This window comes from Antarcticimicrobium luteum (assembly GCF_004358185.1).
GTDB lineage: Bacteria > Pseudomonadota > Alphaproteobacteria > Rhodobacterales > Rhodobacteraceae > Antarcticimicrobium > Antarcticimicrobium luteum.
Genome location: NZ_SMUV01000046.1, coordinates 23,397 through 43,875, shown reverse-complemented (window position 1 = coordinate 43,875; position 20,479 = coordinate 23,397). Strand labels below are relative to the sequence as shown.

The following is a 20,479-nucleotide window of genomic DNA, read 5'->3' as shown; positions in this document are numbered from 1 at the left end:
TGGAGCACGGCTGATATGAGTGGAGAAAGCGCCACCTCTGCCAACTCGGGTTCACCGAAGCCACCGGGAACCGGACGTCTGGGCAGGTTGCTGCAAAGGTCCGAAGCCGCGAGAGGCCTCTCTCTTCTTTCGCCCACACTGCTGATCATGTTCATCGGCGTTGCCGTCCCATTCGGCATCCTGATCGTCATGAGTTTTTGGACGCAGATCGGGTTTGGCTTTGATACAAGTCCGACAGTCGCGAACTACGAAAACTTTGGTGAACGGCCGATTTATGGGGCACTGCTCAAACGCTCGCTTTGGATGTCCAGCGCGGCGACAGCAGCGACCGTATTGCTCTGTTATCCGATGGCCTACTTTGTCGCGTTCCACATTCATCGTAACAAGATGATCTGGATCGTCCTGATCACCCTGCCATTCTGGACCAGCTATTTGCTGAGGGTCTTCGCCTGGAAAGTGGTTCTTGGGTACGAGGGTGTGATTAATTCGGCGCTGATGACCCTCGGCCTGATCAAGGCTCCTCTTGAGTTTCTGCTCTACAGCCAATCGGCCGTGGTAATCACCTTGGCGCATGCCTGGGCTGCATTCGCCATTTTGCCGATGTATGTGTCGCTTGAGAAAATCGATAAATCGTTGCTTGAGGCCGCGACAGATCTGGGCGATGGTCCCGTTCGGCGCTTTCTCAGGATCACCCTGCCGCTGTCCATGCCGGGGGTGATTTCCGCTAGCTTGCTGATCTTCATCCCGACAACCGGTGACTACATCACTCCGGCGCTTCTGGGGGGGCCGGACGGTGCGATGATCGGCAATCTGATCCAGAAGCAGTTCGGCGCGATCAACAACTGGCCGATGGGTGCGACGCTTTCAATCATCCTGATGCTGTCAATCGCCGCCATCGCCTTGGTCTTCATGTTTGTCACCAACTTCGTCAGGAAGCGGATATCATGAGCTCACAATCCTATATCCGTCGCCCGAACCGCCCGTTGCAGGTCTATGCGGCTATCTTTCTGATCGTGCTTTATGTGCCGGTCCTGTTCCTGCCGCTGTTCAGTTTCAACGACTCGATCTACGTGAAGTTCCCGCTCACGGGGTTTACCACGCAATGGTATGTCGAATTGTTCCACCGCGAGCCTGTCTGGGCCGCCCTGATGAACAGCGTCAGGGTCGGCGTCACGACCTCGATTATCGCGACCGGGTTCGGAGTGTTCGCCGCCAAGGCGATCATCCGCTATCGGATACCGGGACGCGGGCCGCTGGTCGGGTTCATCATGTTGCCGCTGGTTGTCCCCGGCATCATCTTCGGTGTCGCGCTTTTGGTGTTGCTCAGTCAGCTAGGCGTCCCGCTGTCGCTCTATACCGTGACGATCGGCCATGTGATCGTCTGCCTGCCGTTCGCCATTGCCACGATGATCCCAAGATTCGAAGGCTTTGATCCGTCGGTTGAAGAAGCCTCGGCAGATCTGGGGGAAAACGCCTGGTGGACCTTCTGGCGCGTGACCTTTCCCATCGTCTTTCCGGGTATCCTGGCCAGCCTTCTGCTGACGTTCACCGTGTCATTCGATGAATTCATCATGGCGTTTTTTCTGAGCGGTTCCGACCCGACCCTGCCCATGTATATCTGGGGCCAGCTTCGGTTTCCCAAGGAATTTCCGTCAATTCTGGCCATGGCATCCATAATCCTGCTGGTATCTTTCATCGTTGTCTTCATCGGGCAATGGATCAACCGAGATGCACAGGCCACAACCCTTGCAAATGAAGAAGATAAATGAAGCAGAGCGACGCCTATATCTCGATCCGGAACGTCAACAAACTCTTTGGTTCCTTCCAGGCCATCAGTGACGTGTCGATTGACATTCGCCAGGGGGAGTTCTTCTCGCTCCTGGGGTCCTCGGGTTGCGGAAAGACCACTCTGCTCAGGATGCTGGCAGGATTTGAAATGCCCACCTCGGGGGAAATCTTCATCGACGGGCAGCCCATGTCGGAGGTGCCACCACATCGACGCCCGGTAAACATGGTCTTCCAGAGCTATGCGATCTTCCCGCACCTGAATGTGCGCGACAACATCGCTTACGGGCTGCGAAAACGGAAACTTTCGCGGGCCAAGCGGGATACGATGGTCGATGAGATGCTGGAGCTGATCAAGCTGCCAGAATATGGTGACCGCAAGGCCAATCAACTTTCAGGCGGGCAACGCCAAAGGATCGCCCTGGCACGGGCATTGATCCTCAGGCCCAAGGTTCTGCTTCTCGATGAACCTCTGGGAGCGCTGGACAAGCAGTTGCGTGAGCAGATGCAGTTGGAACTGCGGGCCCTCCAGAAAACGGTCGGTATCACCTTCGTGTTTGTTACCCATGATCAGGAGGAGGCCCTGACCCTGTCGGACCGGATTGCCGTCATGGCCAATGGAAGGGAGCTGCAGGTCGACACGCCGACACGGCTTTATGAACGTCCGGTGAATCGTGATGTCGCCAGTTTCATCGGCAACATGAACTTTTTTGAGGGCAAGATCACAGGTATCTCCGATCACAGGGCAAGCGTTGACGTAAAAGGGCTTGGGCATGTGACTACGACGAATTTCGACGCTAAATTGAAGCCAGGCGTTGATATCTGCATCGCGATACGGCCCGAAAAGCTGATCCTGACGGAAAACGAGCCCCGGAATACCGGCAACAAAGCACGAGGCCAGATGGACAAGGCGGCCTATCTGGGTGAACGAAGCCACTATTACGTTCGCCTGGACGGCATCTCCCAGCCTGTCGCCATTTCAGCCCAGAACCGGCAGCGCGCCGAGGGGGCTCCGGAAGAGAAACGCCCTATCTGGATAAGTTGGGAGGATGATGCGTTTGTTGTCTTGGAGGATGGGTAGATCGCTCAGATCATGATCTGACGACAAAATCCGGGAAAATACATGAACGACGTGACAAAAACAGCGAAAAGTGCAGGGAAGCCTCCCAGAACCGCATCGAAAGAGGTGCGGCGTCAGCAACTTATCGAAGCCACCATCGAAAGCATCGCCAAGCACGGGCTGGCCGGGACAACCATGACGACGGTCACCCGCGAGGCGGGCCTCTCCCTGGGGCTGGTCAATTTCCATTTCTCAACCAAGCAGAACCTGCTTGAGGAAACTCTGCGTTATCTGGCCGAGGAGCATCACCAGTTCTGGAAAAAGAGCTACGAAAAGGCCAATCTCGCCCCCGAGGCAAAACTTGCGGCGATTGTAGCCGCTCACTTCCATCCCACTATCTGCAAGCGCAAGAAAATCACTGTGTGGTACGGCTTTTTCGGAGAATCGAAATCGCGCGCATCCTACCGCAAGTTGGTTGCTGATATTGACGCGGAACGGCTCAATCTGTCGGTCCGTCTGTGCCGCGATATCATCGCGGAAGGTGGCTATGAAAACGTTGATCCTGAAAACGTCGCGATGACGCTTGAAGGCCTCTATGATGGCTTCTGGCTGAACATCCTGATCTATCCCAAGGAATTCACCCGTTTCGATGCCATGAGACGCATCCAGGAATACCTGGCCAGCCTGTTTCCCAAACATTTCGAGCGCCCGCCCCCGACTGACTGCAAAGGTTGATCCGTGCCAAGAGACCCCCGTTACGATATCCTGTTTGAACCCGTTCGGATCGGACCGGTGATCGCAAAAAATCGCTTCTATCAGGTGCCCCACTGCAACGGCATGGGCCATCAATACCCGTCAAGCTGGGTCGAGATGCGGCGTGTGAAGGCCGAAGGTGGCTGGGGCGTGGTGAACACCGAAGAGGTGGAGATCAGCCACACCTCGGAGCTCTCCCCGACCCCCGAAGGGCGGCTTTGGGATGACCGCGACATTCCGGTGCTGGCACGCATGGCTGATGCGGTGCACGAATACGGCGCATTGGCCGGAATCGAACCGGCCCATCTTGGCGGCGGGGCGTCGAACAACTACAGCCGCGAGATCCCCATGGGTCCATCCGCGCGCCCCATTGACCTGCTGGAGCCGATCCAGACCCGCGCCATGGACAAGGCCGACATCAGGGCTTTTCGCAAGATGCATGTCGATGCCGCTTTGCGCTGTAAAAAGGCGGGCTATGACATCGTCTACGTCTATGCCGGCCATGACATGACCACGTTTGTGCATTTCCTGTCGCGCCGCAACGACCGCTCGGACGAATATGGCGGATCGCTTGAAAACCGGGTGCGCCTGATCCGCGAGGTTTTGCAGGACACGAAAGAGGCCATCGGCGATACCTGCGCCGTTGCCATCCGTTTCGGCGTGGAAGAACTGAAAGGCCCCGCCGGGCTGACTTTCGATGGCGAAGGGCGCGATGTGGTCGAGATGCTGGCCGATCTGCCCGACCTCTGGGACGTCAATGTCAGCGACTGGCCCAATGACAGCGCAACCTCGCGGTTTCAGGCCGAAGGGTTTCAGGACAGCTATGTCTCTTTCGTCAAGAAGGTTACCAACAAGCCGGTTGTCGGCGTGGGGCGGTATACGTCCCCCGATGCGATGGTTTCGCTGATCAAGAACGGCCAGCTTGACCTGATAGGTGCCGCGCGTCCCTCGATCGCCGATCCGTTCCTTCCCAACAAGATCGACGAGGGCCGGGTCGAAGATATCCGCGAATGCATTGGCTGCAATATGTGCGTCACCGGCGACTATCTGGCGACCCCGATGCGCTGCACGCAAAACCCGACCATGGGCGAAGAGTGGCGCCGTGGCTGGCACCCCGAAAAGATCGCTGAAAGCAAATCCAAGGATAGCGTTCTTGTGGTCGGTGCTGGCCCTTCGGGACTCGAGGCTGCCCGCGCGCTGGGTCAGCGGGGTCATTTCGTAACCCTGGCAGAGGCCGGCACCGAAATCGGCGGGCGCGTTGCAATTGAAAGCCGCCTGCCGGGGCTGTCCCAATTGCGCCGCGTTGCGGATTACCGGGAATACCAGATCAGCCAAATGGCCAATGTCGATGTCTTCTTCGACAGTCGCATGACCGCAGAACAGGTGCTGGAATTTGGCGCTGATCACGTGGTTTTGGCGACCGGATCGAAATGGGCGCGTCACGGCATCGGGCGACACAATCACGACCCGATCCCGACCGCTGAAGGGGCAACTGTCCTGACACCTGACGAGGTCGCCGCCGGCACGATCCCCGAAGGCCCGGTCGTGGTCTTTGACGACGATCATTATTACATGGGTGGCGTCATGGCCGAAAAGCTGCGGCTTGTAGGGCTGGACGTGACCTATGTCACCCCGGTGGCAGAGGTCTCGACCTGGACCCACAACACGATGGAACAGGCGAAAATCCAGACACGCCTGTTGGAGTTGGGGGTGAACATCGTCCCGCTCAGAAATCTCGTGTCGATCCAGCCCGACCAAGTCGAACTGGCCTGTGTCTTTACCGACCGGAAAGAGACGCTGGCCTGCAAATCCGTGATCATGGTCACCATGCGCGATTCCGAAGACGCGCTTTACCATGATCTTGTGGCCATCCCCGACAACGGCCCGAAATCCGTCACTCGGATCGGCGATTGCCTTGCCCCGGGAACCATCGCGGCGGCGGTCTATTCCGGCCACCGTTTCGCCCGCGAATTGGGAGAGCAGGTGCCCGAAGGGGTGCCGTTCCGGCGCGAGCTTCCCGCGCTGGCCGAAGACTGACACAGGAAAAGAGAGCCGAACATGACCTGCGATCCCCGCTATGACATCCTGTTTGAACCGGTCGAAATCGGCCCGGTAACGGCCCCCAACCGGTTCTATCAGGTCCCCCATTGCACAGGCATGGGCTGGCAGCGCCCCCGGATGCTGGCAGAAATGCGCGGAATCAAGGCTGAGGGCGGCTGGGGCGTTGTCTGCACCGAATACAACTCGATCCACCCTAGTTCCGATGACCTGCCGCATCCTTCGGCCTCGCTTTGGGATGACAGCGATATTCGCGCGCACCTGCTGATGACCGACAAGGTGCACGCGCATGGCGCGCTTGCCGGTGCCGAGCTTTGGTATGGCGGCATCCGGACCTCGAACATGATGACCCGCGAGATCGCGCTGGATCTTGACAGTTTCCCGAATTCAGTCGGCAACCCGTTCCAGACACGAGCGATGGACAAGACCGACATCAAGACCTTTCGCCACTGGCACAAGCGCGCTGCCTTGCGGGCACGGGATGCCGGGTTTGACATCGTCTATGTCTACGCGACCCACGGCTACCTGATCTCGAACTTCCTCAATCCGCGCATGAACACCCGCAGCGACGAATATGGCGGCTCGATGGAAAACCGCACCCGGCTGGTGCGAGAACTGATCGAGGAAACGAAAGAAGCGGTTGGTGACCGCTGTGCCGTTGCCGTGCGCTTTGCTGCCGATGAACGCATTGGTGAAGACGGTATGCCTATCCACGGTGAACGGCGTGACATGTTCGAAATGCTGGCCGAGATGCCCGACCTCTGGGATATCAACATCGCCGATTATTCGCTGGAGATGGGGGTGTCGCGCTTCGTCAAGGAAGCCCCGCTTGAGCCGTACATGGATTTCGTGAAATCCATGACGACCAAGCCGGTCGTAACCGTTGGCCGCTTCACTTCGCCCGACACCATGCTCAGCCAGGTAAAGCGCGGCATCGTTGATTTTATCGGTGCGGCACGGCCGTCCATTGCCGATCCGTTCCTGCCCAGGAAAATCAAAGAAGGGCGCATCGATTCCATCCGCGAATGCATCGGCTGCAACGTCTGCTATTCCGGCGATGCCATCGGCGTGCCGATCCGCTGCACGCAGAACCCAACCATGGGCGAGGAGTGGCGCAAGGGTTGGCATCCCGAAAAGATCGCCCCCAAAGGCTCGGACAGCTCTGTCCTGATCGTCGGGGCCGGTCCGGCCGGGCTGGAAGCCGCCCGTGCCCTTGGTGAGCGCGGTTATAAGGTGACCCTGGCCGAGGCATCCCGCGATCTGGGTGGCCGGGTCACCCGGGAATGTGCGCTGCCGGGGATGAGCGAATACGCCCGCGTGCGCAACTACCGCGAGCAGGAACTGCTTGAGATGGCTAATGTCGAGGTCTACCGCGAAAGTGCGCTGACCGCCCAGGACGTCATGGCCTTCGAGGCCGACCACGTCGCCATCGCAACCGGCGCAACCTGGCGCAAGGAGCGGTTCAACGGCGAGGCTTATGTTTCGGTCGCGGCCGCCGGTTCCGCGCCCGAAATCCTGACGCCCGATGACATCATGAACGGCGTCGCGCCCAAAGGCCCGGTGCTGGTCTATGACGAAGACGGCTATTACCTGGGCGGTGTGATCGCGGAAAAACTGCAGCAAGACGGCCTTGAGGTGAGCCTGGCTACGCCTGCGGACAATATTTCCGACTGGGCTGGAAAAACATCCGAGCGCTGGCGCGTGCGCACTCACCTGATGAAGCTGGGGGTCGAGACGATCGTCTCGCACAGCCTGCAAAGTTTTGACGGCAATACCGCCACCTTGACCTGTGAATATTCAGCCCGGGAAAAACCGCTGGCCGCCCGCTCGGTGGTCATGGTCACGCAGCGAAGCCCCAACGATGCGCTCTACCAAGAGCTTCTGGCCGCCGTGGATGGTCAGGTCGAGGAACTTCCCTTTACCCTGAAGCGGATCGGCGATTGCGAAGCCCCCGCGATCATCGCGGCAGCCACTTATGCGGGCCACCAATACGCCCGTGAACTGGACAACACCGTCGAGCCCGACGAGCCGCTGAAACATGATCGAGTGGATGTAGGAGAAACATCTCCGACAGGTGCCGCTTGAAAGGGAAAGGGGCTCTGCTAACCCTTACGGCTGCCGCGGTGATAACCGGCGGCACAATACTTCTCTTTGCCAATAACCGCATGCCCGGTTCAACACCTGAAGTCGGGGAAGCCGAGGCCTGTGGCTCCTGCACAGCTCGTCACCAGAACCTGTTGCGCCTGCGCGATGCGCGACGCTCAGAAGAAACGCAGGGTGAGTGATGGCGCGCGCTTTCGGAAACCTGTTCTCGCCATTGTCCGTCGGGCCGACCAGGCTGAAAAACCGCATATTCTCGAACAGGCACATGACGGTCAGCCTCGGCGATCGGAGTGGTGAAACCCACATGATCGGCGACTGCCTCTGCCCCAGAACCGTCGAAGAGGCCGTGCTCGAAGGGCTTCGCGTCGGAACACAATCATGATCGGCCGCTGGCCGAAGAAAGGACCGGAACCCATGGCGAAGAAACCCACCGACGAGACCAAAGGCATTCAGGCCAAGGACCGATATTTCCTGCACCCGTGGGAGGACGTCACCTCGATTGGCGCAGAGGCCAGGACAGTGATTGCCAAGGGTGATGGCATCCACATCACCGACAGCGATGGCAATCGGCTTATTGATGGCCCCGGTGGAATGTGGTGCGTGAATGTTGGCCACGGTCGCGAAGAGATCGTCGAAGCGGTCGCCGCGCAAATGCGGGATCTGACCTATTTCTCCCCCTGGTCGGCCACGGCTCCGCCCGCCGCGATCCTTGCTGAAAGGTTGGCCGGCCTTGCCCCCGGCGACCTGAACAACGTGTTCTTTACCACCGGCGGTTCAACGGCTGTCGATTCCGCTCTGCGCTTTGCGTTCTTCTACAACAACTGCCTTGGCCGCCCCGACAAGAAGCACATCATCTCCCGCGTTGGGGCCTATCACGGCAGCACCCATCTAGCTGCGTCGTGTTCAGGCAAGATGCTGGAAAAGGCCAACATGGACATGGACGAGGACCGGGTCCACCTGATCCCCAATCCCAATCCCGCTTTGCGCCCGGCCAGCATGTCGCTCGAAGATATCTGCGACCAGAAAGTCGCCGATCTGGAAAACAAGATCCTGGAACTTGGCCCGGACAAGGTCGCGGCGTTCATTGCCGAACCGGTTCTGGCCTCGGGCGGGGTCATCATCCCACCTGAAGGTTATTATCGGCGTTGTCACGAGTTGTGCCGCAAGCATGATGTGCTCTTCATTGCCGACGAGGTCGTGACAGCATTCGGGCGCCTTGGCCACTACTTCGCCAGCAGAGATGTTTTCGGGGTCGAGCCTGATATGCTGACCACGGCCAAGGGTCTGACCTCGGGCTATGTGCCGATGGGGGCCTTGTTCATTTCCGATCGGCTGATGGCGGATATCAAGGCGGCCGGGAATGAGCCAAAGGGCTTTTTCAGCGGGTTCACCTATTCGGGCCATCCGGTTGCAGCGGCCGCGGCCCTTGCGAACCTCGATATATTCGAGCGTGACGCGCTGCTTGAGCATGTCCGCAACGTGGCGCCGCATTTTGAGAAACGCCTGCAAGAGCTTGCCGACCTTCCGATGGTCCGGGACATCCGGGTGAAAGGCCTGATGGCCGGCGTCGAATGTTGTCTGAATCCGGAGGAACCGGACGATGAGCGCGACATGAACTTCCTGCTGGAGGTCGATGAGATCTGCCAGGACAACGGCCTTTTGCTGCGTCCCGTCTATTCGTCAGCCGTCCTTTCGCCACCATTGACGATCACCACAACCCAGATTGACGCATTGGTCGGTATCCTGAAGCAAGGGCTCGAGACCGCATGGGAAAGACGGATATCCGGACCGTTATAAGGATCAACCGATCACGTCGTGTTCCGATGGAAGAACATGTTGACGTGTCACCCGATGTCAAAAGACCACTTCAATCCACAGGAGAAGACTGATGACTGCACGTACATTCAGACTTGACCCAAACCCTGAGGGGATGACGCCGTCGGAATTCACCAGCCCAAGCAGTTTCACGACCGGTAACAAGACCGAGATGAACCTGTACACCTACGCTGCGGAAGACGAGTCATTGCTGTCGGGCATATGGGAATGTGCACCCGCCCGCGAGGATTACCCGGAGGGCTACCCGGTACACGAGATGATGCACATCATCTCGGGGTCCGTGACACTTACTCATCCGGACGGAAGATCCGAGACATTCACTGCTGGCGACACATTCTTCATTCCCAAAGGCAGCCCCTGCACGTGGGAAAACACCGAGACAATGCGGAAGTTCTACATGATTGCAGCCTGATCACCCCAACTGAGTCGCGTAAGCCACCGAACGCTTACCAGATACGAAGGAAGCACGAATGACTGAAGACTCTTTCCAGGAATACGATGACGACATGAATGCCCTGCTGGAAGCAGTTTGGGGTGAAGGGTTCGCGTCACCGGGCGGCACCGATGAAGTCGATCGTTATTTGCAAGGCGTCGATCTTACCGGCTTGACGGTGCTAGATATCGGCTGCGGTCTTGGTGGTGTGGATGTCCATCTGGCCAAACATCACCGGGTCGGCAAAGTCACCGGAATCGACATTGACCCCGGCCTGATCCAACGATGCGAAGGGCATTGTCAAAAGAAGCCGGCTTGAGGCGGGCAGGGCGGTTTCGTAGCGTCTGGACATGACCAGACGCTCGCCCTTTCGCTACTTCATGACCAGCCCCGAAATCATCCGTCTGGCGGTGATGTTGTACATCCGGTTTCCGCTATCGCTCCGAAACGGCGAGGATCTGCTCCACGGACGCGAAATTGATGTGAGTCACGAAGCCGTCCGCTACTGGTGGCATCGGTTCGGGCCGATGTTTGCGTCGGAAATCCGGATGCGGCGTATCCAGGGCATGCGATCGAACCGCCGGCGTTGGCACCTCGACGGGCGCTGTCAGAAGAAACTGGCTTGAGCCGGGCAGGGCGGTTCCCTAGCGTCTAGACATGACCAGACGTTCCCCTTTCACTGCTTTAAAACGAGTCCCGAAATCATCCGCCTGGCGGTGATGTTGTACATCCGGTTTCCACTATCGCTCCGAAACGTCGAGGATCTGCTTCACGAGCGCGGCATTGATGTGAGCCACGAAGCCGTCCGCTATTGGTGACATCGGTTCGGGCCGGTATTTGCGTCAGAAATCCGGAAGCGGCGCTTCGAGGGCATGCAGTCCAGCCGCTGGCGTTGGCACCTCGACGAGATGTTCGTGAAGATCAACGGCGAGCGGCACTACCTTTGGCGGGCCGTGGAGGCACTGTCAGAACAAATTTCTTGAGACGGGCAGGGTGGTCACCTAGCCTTGCGGGATGAGCAAGCCCAGCCCCTTTCGCGTCACTGTCCTGGTAGAGACTGGTTCGCATTTGTCTGCCAGCACCATTGGGGCCACTTCGCCACCAAAGGCTGCCGTAGAAACACCCGCCACGGCGGCGGGTGTCGTCACAACATTTTCCGAAACGGACTGGGCCAGGCTGGCACCCAATTCTGCCGGTATCAGGGTGGGATTAGAAGATGGACCGTACGATCCGGATCAGTTGCAACATCTCAAAGGCGCTGTCCTGCATCGTCACCAGTTCACCGTTCACCACTGCATAGTTGTATCCCGGTTCAAGCGGCGGCAGATTGTAGGTCTGGCGCAATTCGTTCTGGGTCAACGCTGCCGTGGGCGCGATGAGCAGACCGGCCGGCAGGTTTTCGATTCGCGCCAGATCATGGATTTGCAACAGCGATGAATAGTCCTCGTCGGTCAGCAGCACCGGCTGGCCGTCGATCAGTGCATAGCGTTTGCCCGCAGGCGCGGGGCGCAACTGGTAAAGCGAAGCGATCTGGTTTGAACTGAGCAGCAGATGGTCATCGTCGAGCACCACGTCCCGATCCAGATATCCGCGACGCCGGTCGAGGTAGATCTCATCAAGCCGGCCGTCGTCATAAGCGACCCATTCGTCATAGGTAACGCCTTTCTTGGCAAGGCCGGGGGGGACGCAGGGCGGATCTTTCTTGGCGAGGCCGGGGGGGCAGTTGCGATAGGTCAGCCGGCGGTCGTCGGGCACGTCGGCAAAGATGACATCGGAGCCCAAAAGCGCGAGCGGCGCGGCGCCAAGCAGCATGATCATGTCGCGGCCGTCCGGTGCGCGCACACGCAAGATCGCTTCAGAGTCGCGCTCACGTTCGTCCTGGGACCGCTTGACCTTGTCAACGTCCTTGTCGTGTTTGAAGTTCTTGTCGTCCTTTGCCTCATGCTCGGGTTTCGCCTTCTTCGCATTCTTGTTCTCCTTGTGCCCGTCGCCCTTTCCCTTGTTGTCCTTTATCTTGACTATTTGGGTGTCGGGGGCGGCTGGCACGGTCAGTTTGGACAGTGAGGAGCTGGGAAGGACCACGCGCGCCTCAAGGACGGGCGCTGTGGTGCAAGCAAGGATAGTCGCAAAGGCGAGGGTGGTGGATCTCATAGTCGGACCTCCATTCCAGGGTGAAGGATCAGACATGCTGCGCTGATCCTGATATTGGTGACATGTCGGGGTGGACAGTGCGTCGGCCCGTGTCCCAGAGACCAACCGCTTGCCGTGACGCCGATTTTCGACCACTGACAAGGCCCCATCCGGTCCGGGATCAGTGCGGCGAAATCGGGAGGCGGGTCGTTGACGGAAGTCACGGTGATACCATTTCTCTCGGCCGAGCTGGATGCATGCCTTCATGGCAGCCCGCCATATCCGGGCTGCCACGGCTTATTTGGGCGCAATCGTCGGCGCTGTCCGTGTCTAGCGGACGATATAGACGACCTTGCGTTCTTCCGAATTTACGACAACCGGCACGCCGTTGAGGTAAACGTAGGAAAACTCGCTGTCAGGCACTGGAACAAGCGTCACGTTCTCGGGCAACCCGGCACCGACAACGACTTCGCCATCCAGATAGACCTGTTCGACAGGATTGGCTCGGACATAGGTCACGACAGTTTCATCGACGGCTGCTGCGTTACCGGCTCCTGCTCCGATCATACCACCGATAACGGCTCCGACCGGGCCAGCAATCAGCGCGCCGGCCACGGCACCTGCCGCGGCACCGCCCAGCGTTTCCGCATCCTTGTTGTTGTCATAGGTGACGGTCTTGATAATCATCGGTTCCGCTGACGATTTGAGCGCAACGCGTGTCGTCAGATAGTTACCGGCAGCCCAACCCTCAGTGCCGTCAAGAGCGACTTTGCACCACGAGGATGCGTCCAGACACCCGTCGACCGTGACAAGTTTGTCAGCGGGAATGACGGCCAGAATGGGATACATCGGGCCGGGGCCGGCCCGCAGATTGAGGTCGGTCCAGGAGGATGCCATGGACTCGGCAAACGCTGCCGACCCGACGAGAACGCCTGCAACGGACAGGCTCATTACTGTTTTCATAAACATGAAGATATCCCTTTTTTTGGGCAATCAGGCACGCAAGCTTGTCGCGCTGATCTGCTACCAATTTGGAAAACGCCCCGGACTTGCAGATCGTGCAGAAGCTCGGGATATTTTCCGTTGGCTGCCGTTTTATGGGCTGCTGTCCTTACACTGACAGTATTATCAAGCCAGCAAGCTGATGCAGATCAGTGGTTTCAACAATTGGCGAAAGGTCGAGGGCCGGGCCGATATGCGCTGCCCGCAGGAAGCCGGACAAGCCGGAGTGCCGTGCCGCGACCCGGCACTTTCCCGGCGGGATCACGCCCCGGGCGTTTGCTGAGTTCCATCGAAAAAGGGGGTGGTGGCGCTGATGCAGATCAGCACGTCCATGCCATAGATCAAGCATATTGACGGATCATTATTGCACGTTGCCATGCCGGCATCGCCACTGCATTGCTTCAGGCCTGTCATGCTTGTCATCACGACCCCGGAGAAGAGCACCAGGAAGCCCCGATCCTGCAGAGCGCGCTCTTGATGGATATGGAACCCCACGCACCGGAAACGCCGCTGCTCCCGGACCCGCTGCGCCATCTTGGCGCAATCCGGCGCCTGCTGGAACTGATCCTTCTGACGCTCCTGTCGATCGGGCTCTATTTCGCCAAGGAAGGGTCTTGTCAAAGGAAGTGGACTTGAGGTGGGGCAGGGCACCACGTAGCATTCTCCAATGACAAAACGCAGCCCTTTCAAGTATTTCAAGACCAGCCCGGAAATCATTCGCTTGGCGGTCATGATGTATGTCCGGTTCCCTCTGTCGCTCAGAAACGTCGAGGGTCTGCTGCATGAACGCGGCGTTGACGTCAGCCATGAGGCGGTTCGATTCTGGTGGCATCGGTTCGGGCCGATGTTCGCCGCCGAGATCCGTAAACGACGGGTTGAGGGTGGTCACTCGAGCCGATGGCGATGGCACCTTGATGAGATGTTTGTGAAGATCAACGGCGAACGGCGCTACCTGTGGCGTGCGGTGGATCACGAGGGTGAGGTGCTTGAAAGCTTCGTGACGAAGACGCGGGACAAGAAGGCAGCATTGAAATTCCTAAAGAAGACAATGCGCCGGCATGGTTGCGCCGAGACAATCGTCACGGATAAACTCCGGTCTTACGGTGCCGCCCTGAAGGAAATCGGTGCGGCAGACCGCAAGGAAACTGGTCGCTGGATGAACAATCGGGCAGAGAACTCACACTTGCCATTTCGACGAAGAGAACGGGCAATGTTGAGGTTCCGAGGCATGCGAAGTTTACAGAAGTTCGAATCCGTCCACGCCTCGGTCTGTAACCATTTCAATTCGGAGCGCAGTCACACCTCCCGCCAGAATTTCAAGCTGAACCGCGCCGCCGCTCTCGCCGAGTGGCGCCAACTTGGCGCGGCATAAAGGGCAGCCTTTCCGTGCTTGCTGAGACTGGTTCGCATTAGCCTGCCAGCACCTTGATTCAGGTTAACGCGTAGGCGTGATCACGATTTCGACCCGACGGTTTTGCGCCCTGCCGGCGGCCGTGGCGTTCGATGCGATCGGTTCGTTGTAGCCCCGCCTGGAATAGGTGATCCGTGACGACGATACGCCGTCCCTGATCAGGATGCGTGCAACTGACAGAGCGCGTTCCTGACTCAGCTGTTGGTTATAGGCTGCAGTCCCGACGTTGTCGGTATGACCCACGACACGGACAGTCGAGTTCGGATACGCGTTCAGCGAGCGGGCGACCTCGCGCAGGGCGGGCAGAAAACTGGAGGCCACCGTGGCAGACCCTGTCGAGAAGGTCACGCCTTCGGGTAGGATTACCCGCAGTTCGTCACCATTATTGGTGATGACTGCGCCAGTGCCAGCGAGCTGCTGGTTCAATTCGCGTTCCTGTCGGGCCATATCGGTCCCGATGGCACCGCCCACCGCAGCGCCGATCACTCCGCCAATGACGGTGGATTTCGTGTCATCCCCGATGGCGTTGCCGATGGCCGCTCCTGTCACGCCTCCGATGATTGCGCCCGTTGCCGGTTGGTTCGCCGTGCCATCGTTATAGGTGCAGCCAGCCAAGGCGATGACTGTTGCCGCAGATAGAATTCCGGTTACTTTAATCATGGGATTTGTCCTTTTGGAGTGCGCCCGTCCCAAAGTCGGCTTGCTGCCAATTCAACAAGACAGGCGATTGAGTTTATTTTGCCTGTCGTCTCGAGAACCGCACTAACCTTGGTTAACCCATGGGGACGAATGTTCTTGCGGCGGTGAAGTGATAGCTGGTGACCCCAATTGCCCATGAGAGCCGCCCAATAGAATGATGGGTGGCACGGTAAAAATGACCGGCCACCCGTAACGTTTAAATTCAGGTCTTTATGAAATGGTTGTGAAGGTTCGAGCGGGAATTCCTAAATTGGTCCCCGTGTGGGTCTGCCCGGCTTGTATTGCGGGGCAGACAAGCCGTCACGTCACGCGAGAGCGTGGGTCGCAGCGTCCAGTTCCTTGTTCGTGTCGGCGTCGTTCTTGGCCGTGTGGGCCTTTTCCGCAGCCTGGTAGTGCTTCAGTGCGGCATCCTTCTTCGGGCCGGAAGCCGCTTTGTCCCATGCGGCCTTCACGGTTTTCATCTTGTCGGCAACGTTGGTCGATTTGTTGGTTTCGGGAGTCATTGGAGTGTCCTTTTGTGGACGGTCCGGAAACGAGAGACACGCAGGATCGGCGACACGAGGTAAAGAGCCGTCCCGCGTGTCTCTGGGTCACTGGGACTGGATACATGTTCACCGATGTCCGGCGAACACGCTTCACACTGCTCAATGCCCTGACGATTCGTATTGATGCAGGTTAGCGGCACCGTAGATTTCAGTTCTCGTCTCATTGGCCTCGGCTCATCGGTGCAAAGTGCGCAAAGCCAATCTGCCCCTGGAATTGACCGCCACGCTGATACTGAATCGTTATTTCAGACAATGCCCACTCCATCGCCATCATGACCGCGACTTTGACCTGCCGGTACAGGTAACGCGGCATGGCGCATTCCTCCGCAGTCACGGCATGCCTTGAAATGCGGTGTAAGGCTGATGCATATCAGTCAGCCGGCCCAAACAATCTGCGTAATGTTGGTTCAAGCAACGCGGATGTGTCCAGAAACGTTCTTCCAGATCCCAGAGGGTTTCATCTGTTGTCATTCAGGGCTCCTTTCAAGATTGGCGGTTGTGCTGAATAACTGTTGTTTCGCGCAGCGGCGCATCTCACTGGCCTTGTGCCAGAATGGCGACCCAGCCAACGAACAGAGTTGCCGCGATGATCCAGTAGACTGGGGATCCCTGCGGCGGCAACACAAGCTTGGCCGAAGTGCCGTTGCGGGGCGGGCGTGCCGTCGTCGCCCGCCTGGGCAGCAGGGCAAGAAGGCCCAAGACGATCCTGCTCCGATCAGGAGCAGTGGTCGATACGTCATGGAAACGTGTCATCAGCGAGTCCAACCTTTGCCGTGCTGCCGCCTCGGGCAACCTTGAAAGCTTCGATGCTTCGCTCCAGGGATCGACGCCAAGCCGGGTGAGCATCGACAGAACGGTTACGCTGCTTCCGCGTCGATCTTCACCCAAACGCGCGCAAAGAAACGGTTCGTATTGCGGGTCTTGTCCAAGTTGTGTCGGGACTTATGCCATTGCGGGATCCTTGCTGGCACGTTTTGCATGGGCCGAACTGCCCGATGTCATGGCGCCGGTCGAAGCATAGAACGCTGCGCGACGGTGGGCGCTGATCTGTATCAATGCGATCGCCACAGGCTTTTGCCACACAGGGCGCATGCCCTGCTCCGGCTTTTGTCAGCACGATCACACCGATCTGGAACACGGCATTTAGTAACAGGCACATCAGCATAGGACAGGCTCAGATGACCAAGCGCACGCCGCAGCCCAAGACACCTGCGAGAAACGCGGAGCAGGTCCAGCTTCCCGCAAAGGTCGCCGCTGCGTCACAGCCCCAAGTTGCGCCAAAAGCGGCGCATCCGCACGAAAGCCTAGATCGCGCGTCACGGGCAGCGGCCGCCTATATGTCGGCTGGCGTGTCGCCTCATGCGTTCATCGAAGCCTGGAGCGATTGGGCCTTGCACCTGGCGCGGGCGCCGGGCCGCCAGCTTGAATTGGCCGAGCGCGCGCAGGAAAACATGACAAAACTGATGGCACAGTCCCTTTTGCCGAGGACTGACGCCGCACCGGCCTTCGTGCCGAAAGCCTACGATCATCGCTTCCGGCACCCCGGATGGGAAAAGCTACCGTTCAGAAACATGCAGCAGGGGTTTCTCGCGGTACAGGACTGGTGGGATTACGCGACCGACCATCTGCGTGGCTTGCGCCCCGAGGATGCAGACAGGACCCGCTTCATGGCGCGCCAGATGCTGGATCTGTTGTCACCCTCGAACTTTCCTGCCCTCAATCCCGAGATCATCGAGGAAACGCGCAAGACCAACGGCAAGAATCTGGCTGAGGGCGCGCGCAACTTCATGAATGATTTTGTAAACACGGTCGCGCAGGTCCACGAGCCCGCACCGGAAGGCTTTCAGATCGGCAAGGACCTGGCCTGTACACCGGGCGAGGTGGTGTTCCGCAACGATCTCTTCGAGTTGATCCAGTATGCGCCTCAGACCGATAAGGTGCAGGCCGAGCCGATCCTGATCGTTCCGGCCTGGATCATGAAGTACTATATTCTTGATCTCTCGCCGCACAATTCAATGGTCAAACACCTTGTGGATCAGGGGTTTACCGTCTTCATGATCTCGTGGTGCAACCCGACCGCCGATCAAGCAGACCTGTCGCTGGAGGATTACCGCGAACGCGGCGTGATCGCGGCCCTCGATGCGGTGAACGCCATCTTACCGGAGCGCAAGGTTCATGCGGTCGGCTATTGCCTGGGCGGCACAATCCTGTCCATCGCGGCGGCCACAATGGCGCGCGATAAGGACGAACGGCTTGGGTCGATCTCGCTCATAGCGGCCCAGGTCGACTTTGCCGAGGCGGGCGAGTTGCTGTTGTTTCTGGATGAAAGCCAGATCGCATTCCTCGAGGACATGATGTGGGAGAAAGGCTATCTTGACCGCCCACAAATGGCCCGAGCCTTTTCGGCTATCAGGTCGGAGGATCTGATCTATTCCCGGGCCGTCAGGCGTTATTACCTTGGGAGAGAGGACCTGCCGACCGACATGGGAGTCTGGGTTTCCGACACGACCCGGATGCCTGCCCGAATGCATTCAGAGTATTTGCGCGGCCTGTTTCTTGAAAACCGGCTAACGGCAGGCAGGTTTGCCGTCAAGGGACGGGTCATTGCGCTCAAGGACATCTCGGCCCCGATATTCGCGGTGGGCACCGAAACCGATCACATCGCACCGTGGAAGTCCGTCTACAAGACCCAGCTGTTTACTGACAGCGATATGACTTTTGTTTTGACGAGCGGCGGCCACAACAGCGGTATCATCAACGAGCCAAAGCTGGCGCGCGGTCACCATCGGATATCGCGTCGTACTGCCGGGGCGCTTTACGTGGGTCCTGATGCCTGGGTTACGCAAAATGCGCCGCAACCGGGCTCCTGGTGGCCCGCGTGGACGAGCTGGCTGGAAGAGAAATGCAGCGGTGTCGTGCCGGCACCCTCCATCGGTGCGCCAGACAAGGGCTTGGTCCCGATCGTAGCGGCGCCTGGCACCTACGTTCACCAAACCTGATCCCACGCCCGCTTTTGGCAGTGGTAGGCCACAGTGAGTGCACCCGTCATCGGGCCACGAAACGAAGCGTCGCGATTCATGACGCCCGTGGTGAGGACTTTTGACCAAAGGCGGATTATGGCCAACCGCACCGCAGCGAAGTGAAACCCAGCATGCTGCTAACGCCGATCAGTGCGGTGCAGAATTATCTGCGGCACACAGGGTCATTCAGTCGAGCCACACGATGAAATGAACGGAGAGGCACAATGATCGGATATGTTGCGAATATCGAAGAACTGACGGACGAGAACACCGACTTCCGGCGCGTACTTTATTCCGGGACCAAGCTGCAATTGGTTTTGATGTCGCTTGAGCCTGGGACGGAAATCGGTGGCGAGATACAAGCTGACACGGATCAGTTTTTTCGCATCGAAGAGGGTAAGGGGCGTGTTGTGATCGACGGCGTGCCCCACAAGGTCAAGGCTGGCGACGGTATCGTCGTGCCGGCCGGCGCGCATCACAATGTGATCTGCACCGGGCATGAGGCGCTCAAGCTCTACACCCTCTACGGCCCACCGCATCACGAGGACCAACTGGTTAAAAAGACCAAAGCTGAGGCGGATGCATCCGACGAGGTTTTCTCCGGAGAAGCCACCGAGCAGGCGGCAGAGGTGGTCCGGGTTTCGGCCCAAACATGATGCGCGATGCATACAGGCCGCTCTCGGACAGCAGTTCAAACGGCACAACACCCCAATCTCGAGCAAACAAAGGAAATCAAAATGTCACTTGGTAGCAAGGCTAAAGCGCAACCCACCGCCGCAACCGATATCGAGGCGGTCAGTCGTCAATTGGCCTCCCTGCGGGAGGATATGTCGCGTCTCACTGAAACTGTCAGCGCGATCGCGGGACGGCGTGGAAGCCGCATGGCCGCGGACATCGCGGAAGGCTTTGACGAAGCGAAGCATTATGCAGAAAGCAAGGGCCGCACTGCAGAGGCGCAACTGGAGGAGTCCGTTGCAGCCCACCCTTTTATGACAATTGGCCTCGCCGCGGGCGCGGGTTTTCTGGTTGGCGCCCTGTCGCGGCGGTGATGGGTATTGTCGATGACGCCGTGCACAGCATAGGCCGAAACGTCCGAATGGACGCTAGACGATTGCTGTTGCCGATCTTGCTTACTCTGGCCGGGGGACTGACCGCAGCCGCAGGAGTGGCGTTCCTGACGGCCTGGGCCTATCTCACCCTCAGTATTGCGGTAGGGCAAGGTCCGGCGTCCCTCTTGATCGGCCTCGGATTAACAATTTTGGCTGCGGTCCTTCTGGTCCTCGCCAGAAATCGTTTTACGAAAAAGACTCTGACCGACCCGCCGGTCTCCCAACCGGCGGCACCTGCAACCGGCGCAACCGATTTTGCCTCTCAGATTGCGTTCACGGCAGCATTTGTCCTCGCCCGACACCTAGGCGAGGGCAAGCGGGATTGAGATCGACCGCCCTGACATAGGTTAGCACGCAGCAATGCAACCTGTGCGACCTCTCCCGGACTTATCCATTTGCAGAAGAGCCTCCATGAGATTTGATTGTCGACGACAAGACAGCCATCGTGACCGGTGCCGCGTCCGGTACGGGATCATGCTTTTCCCACCCTGACATAGATCAGCGACGAAGCAGGCGCCGCCATGGCATTTCGAAC

General features: G+C 58.6%; 22 protein-coding genes and 2 pseudogenes. 17 read left to right on the top strand and 7 right to left on the bottom strand.

The window, feature by feature from the left end:
• Window positions 1-15: 15 nt before the first annotated feature.
• The 11 genes and pseudogenes from E1832_RS03340 to E1832_RS03290 all read left to right on the top strand — a co-directional run.
• Window positions 16-948: an ABC transporter permease gene (locus tag E1832_RS03340; RefSeq protein WP_133358315.1), complete on the top strand. Its 933-nt coding sequence runs from the start codon at window positions 16-18 to the stop codon at window positions 946-948.
• Window positions 945-1,769: an ABC transporter permease gene (locus tag E1832_RS03335; protein WP_133358314.1), complete on the top strand. Its 825-nt coding sequence runs from the start codon at window positions 945-947 to the stop codon at window positions 1,767-1,769. Before E1832_RS03340 ends, E1832_RS03335 begins: the two co-directional genes overlap by 4 nt.
• Complete coding sequence (locus E1832_RS03330; protein WP_133358313.1) at window positions 1,766-2,866, top strand: ABC transporter ATP-binding protein; 1,101 nt, start codon at window positions 1,766-1,768, stop codon at window positions 2,864-2,866. The genes E1832_RS03335 and E1832_RS03330 overlap by 4 nt, the downstream gene beginning before the upstream one ends.
• Window positions 2,867-2,908: 42 nt before the next feature.
• The gene (gene betI / locus E1832_RS03325) at window positions 2,909-3,580 is read left to right on the top strand and encodes a transcriptional regulator BetI (RefSeq protein ID WP_133358312.1); all 672 of its coding nucleotides are present in this window, start codon (window positions 2,909-2,911) and stop codon (window positions 3,578-3,580) included.
• Between the two features lie 3 nt (window positions 3,581-3,583).
• On the top strand, window positions 3,584-5,635 hold the full coding sequence (locus E1832_RS03320) for an oxidoreductase (protein WP_133358311.1): 2,052 nt from the start codon (window positions 3,584-3,586) through the stop codon (window positions 5,633-5,635).
• Window positions 5,636-5,656: 21 nt separating this feature from the next.
• A complete protein-coding gene (locus E1832_RS03315) occupies window positions 5,657-7,741 on the top strand; it encodes an FAD-dependent oxidoreductase (protein ID WP_133358310.1) in 2,085 nt (694 codons plus the stop codon).
• 432 nt (window positions 7,742-8,173) lie between these two features.
• A complete protein-coding gene (locus E1832_RS03310; RefSeq protein WP_133358323.1) occupies window positions 8,174-9,556 on the top strand; it encodes an aminotransferase in 1,383 nt (460 codons plus the stop codon).
• A gap of 91 nt (window positions 9,557-9,647) precedes the next feature.
• Window positions 9,648-10,007: a cupin domain-containing protein gene (locus E1832_RS03305; protein ID WP_133358309.1), complete on the top strand. Its 360-nt coding sequence runs from the start codon at window positions 9,648-9,650 to the stop codon at window positions 10,005-10,007.
• A 58-nt stretch (window positions 10,008-10,065) separates the two neighbouring features.
• Complete coding sequence (locus E1832_RS03300) at window positions 10,066-10,347, top strand: class I SAM-dependent methyltransferase (RefSeq protein ID WP_133358308.1); 282 nt, start codon at window positions 10,066-10,068, stop codon at window positions 10,345-10,347.
• Between the two features lie 31 nt (window positions 10,348-10,378).
• Window positions 10,379-10,627: pseudogene (locus tag E1832_RS03295) on the top strand (IS6 family transposase); the annotation flags it as partial.
• A 102-nt stretch (window positions 10,628-10,729) separates the two neighbouring features.
• A pseudogene (locus E1832_RS03290) lies at window positions 10,730-10,987 on the top strand (DDE-type integrase/transposase/recombinase); the annotation flags it as partial.
• A gap of 250 nt (window positions 10,988-11,237) precedes the next feature.
• On the opposite strand, the gene E1832_RS03285 reads toward E1832_RS03290, so the two are convergent.
• Together E1832_RS03285 and E1832_RS03280 are read right to left on the bottom strand one after the other, a co-directional pair.
• Window positions 11,238-12,179 carry a transketolase gene (locus tag E1832_RS03285; protein WP_245513793.1) on the bottom strand — a complete coding sequence of 314 codons (942 nt, stop codon included), beginning with the start codon at window positions 12,177-12,179 and terminating at the stop codon, window positions 11,238-11,240.
• 309 nt (window positions 12,180-12,488) lie between these two features.
• Window positions 12,489-13,109: a DUF1236 domain-containing protein gene (locus E1832_RS03280; protein WP_245513791.1), complete on the bottom strand. Its 621-nt coding sequence runs from the start codon at window positions 13,107-13,109 to the stop codon at window positions 12,489-12,491.
• A 16-nt stretch (window positions 13,110-13,125) separates the two neighbouring features.
• Between E1832_RS03280 and E1832_RS22400 the strand changes: the two genes are divergently transcribed.
• Window positions 13,126-13,278 carry a hypothetical protein gene (locus tag E1832_RS22400; RefSeq protein ID WP_165978785.1) on the top strand — a complete coding sequence of 51 codons (153 nt, stop codon included), beginning with the start codon at window positions 13,126-13,128 and terminating at the stop codon, window positions 13,276-13,278.
• A gap of 143 nt (window positions 13,279-13,421) precedes the next feature.
• Here the strand turns inward: E1832_RS22400 and E1832_RS03275 are convergent, their stop codons facing one another.
• Window positions 13,422-13,892, bottom strand: a complete 471-nt coding sequence (locus E1832_RS03275) for a hypothetical protein (protein ID WP_165978780.1) — start codon at window positions 13,890-13,892, stop codon at window positions 13,422-13,424.
• Here E1832_RS03275 and E1832_RS03270 point away from each other — a divergent pair.
• Window positions 13,828-14,532 carry an IS6 family transposase gene (locus tag E1832_RS03270; RefSeq protein WP_133358305.1) on the top strand — a complete coding sequence of 235 codons (705 nt, stop codon included), beginning with the start codon at window positions 13,828-13,830 and terminating at the stop codon, window positions 14,530-14,532. The genes E1832_RS03275 and E1832_RS03270 overlap by 65 nt on opposite strands.
• Before the next feature lie 63 nt (window positions 14,533-14,595).
• Here the strand turns inward: E1832_RS03270 and E1832_RS03265 are convergent, their stop codons facing one another.
• From E1832_RS03265 to E1832_RS22390, 4 genes are all read right to left on the bottom strand, one after another.
• Window positions 14,596-15,231, bottom strand: a complete 636-nt coding sequence (locus tag E1832_RS03265) for a YiaD family glycine zipper/OmpA-like lipoprotein (RefSeq protein WP_133358304.1) — start codon at window positions 15,229-15,231, stop codon at window positions 14,596-14,598.
• A gap of 344 nt (window positions 15,232-15,575) precedes the next feature.
• Window positions 15,576-15,773: a hypothetical protein gene (locus tag E1832_RS03260; RefSeq protein WP_133358303.1), complete on the bottom strand. Its 198-nt coding sequence runs from the start codon at window positions 15,771-15,773 to the stop codon at window positions 15,576-15,578.
• Between the two features lie 202 nt (window positions 15,774-15,975).
• Window positions 15,976-16,128, bottom strand: a complete 153-nt coding sequence (locus E1832_RS22395) for a hypothetical protein (RefSeq protein ID WP_165978784.1) — start codon at window positions 16,126-16,128, stop codon at window positions 15,976-15,978.
• Window positions 16,129-16,145: 17 nt separating this feature from the next.
• Entirely contained in the window at window positions 16,146-16,286 is a 141-nt protein-coding gene (locus E1832_RS22390; RefSeq protein WP_165978783.1) for a hypothetical protein, read from the bottom strand.
• Between the two features lie 707 nt (window positions 16,287-16,993).
• Here E1832_RS22390 and E1832_RS03255 point away from each other — a divergent pair.
• The 4 genes from E1832_RS03255 (at window position 16,994) to E1832_RS03240 (ending at window position 20,270) form a co-directional block, all read left to right on the top strand.
• Entirely contained in the window at window positions 16,994-18,814 is a 1,821-nt protein-coding gene (locus E1832_RS03255) for a PHA/PHB synthase family protein (RefSeq protein ID WP_133358302.1), read from the top strand.
• Between the two features lie 245 nt (window positions 18,815-19,059).
• Entirely contained in the window at window positions 19,060-19,491 is a 432-nt protein-coding gene (locus tag E1832_RS03250) for a cupin domain-containing protein (RefSeq protein ID WP_133358301.1), read from the top strand.
• 81 nt (window positions 19,492-19,572) lie between these two features.
• Complete coding sequence (locus tag E1832_RS03245) at window positions 19,573-19,884, top strand: DUF883 C-terminal domain-containing protein (RefSeq protein WP_165978782.1); 312 nt, start codon at window positions 19,573-19,575, stop codon at window positions 19,882-19,884.
• Window positions 19,884-20,270 carry a phage holin family protein gene (locus E1832_RS03240; protein ID WP_133358299.1) on the top strand — a complete coding sequence of 129 codons (387 nt, stop codon included), beginning with the start codon at window positions 19,884-19,886 and terminating at the stop codon, window positions 20,268-20,270. The genes E1832_RS03245 and E1832_RS03240 overlap by 1 nt, the downstream gene beginning before the upstream one ends.
• The last annotated feature ends 209 nt before the right edge of the window (window positions 20,271-20,479 follow it).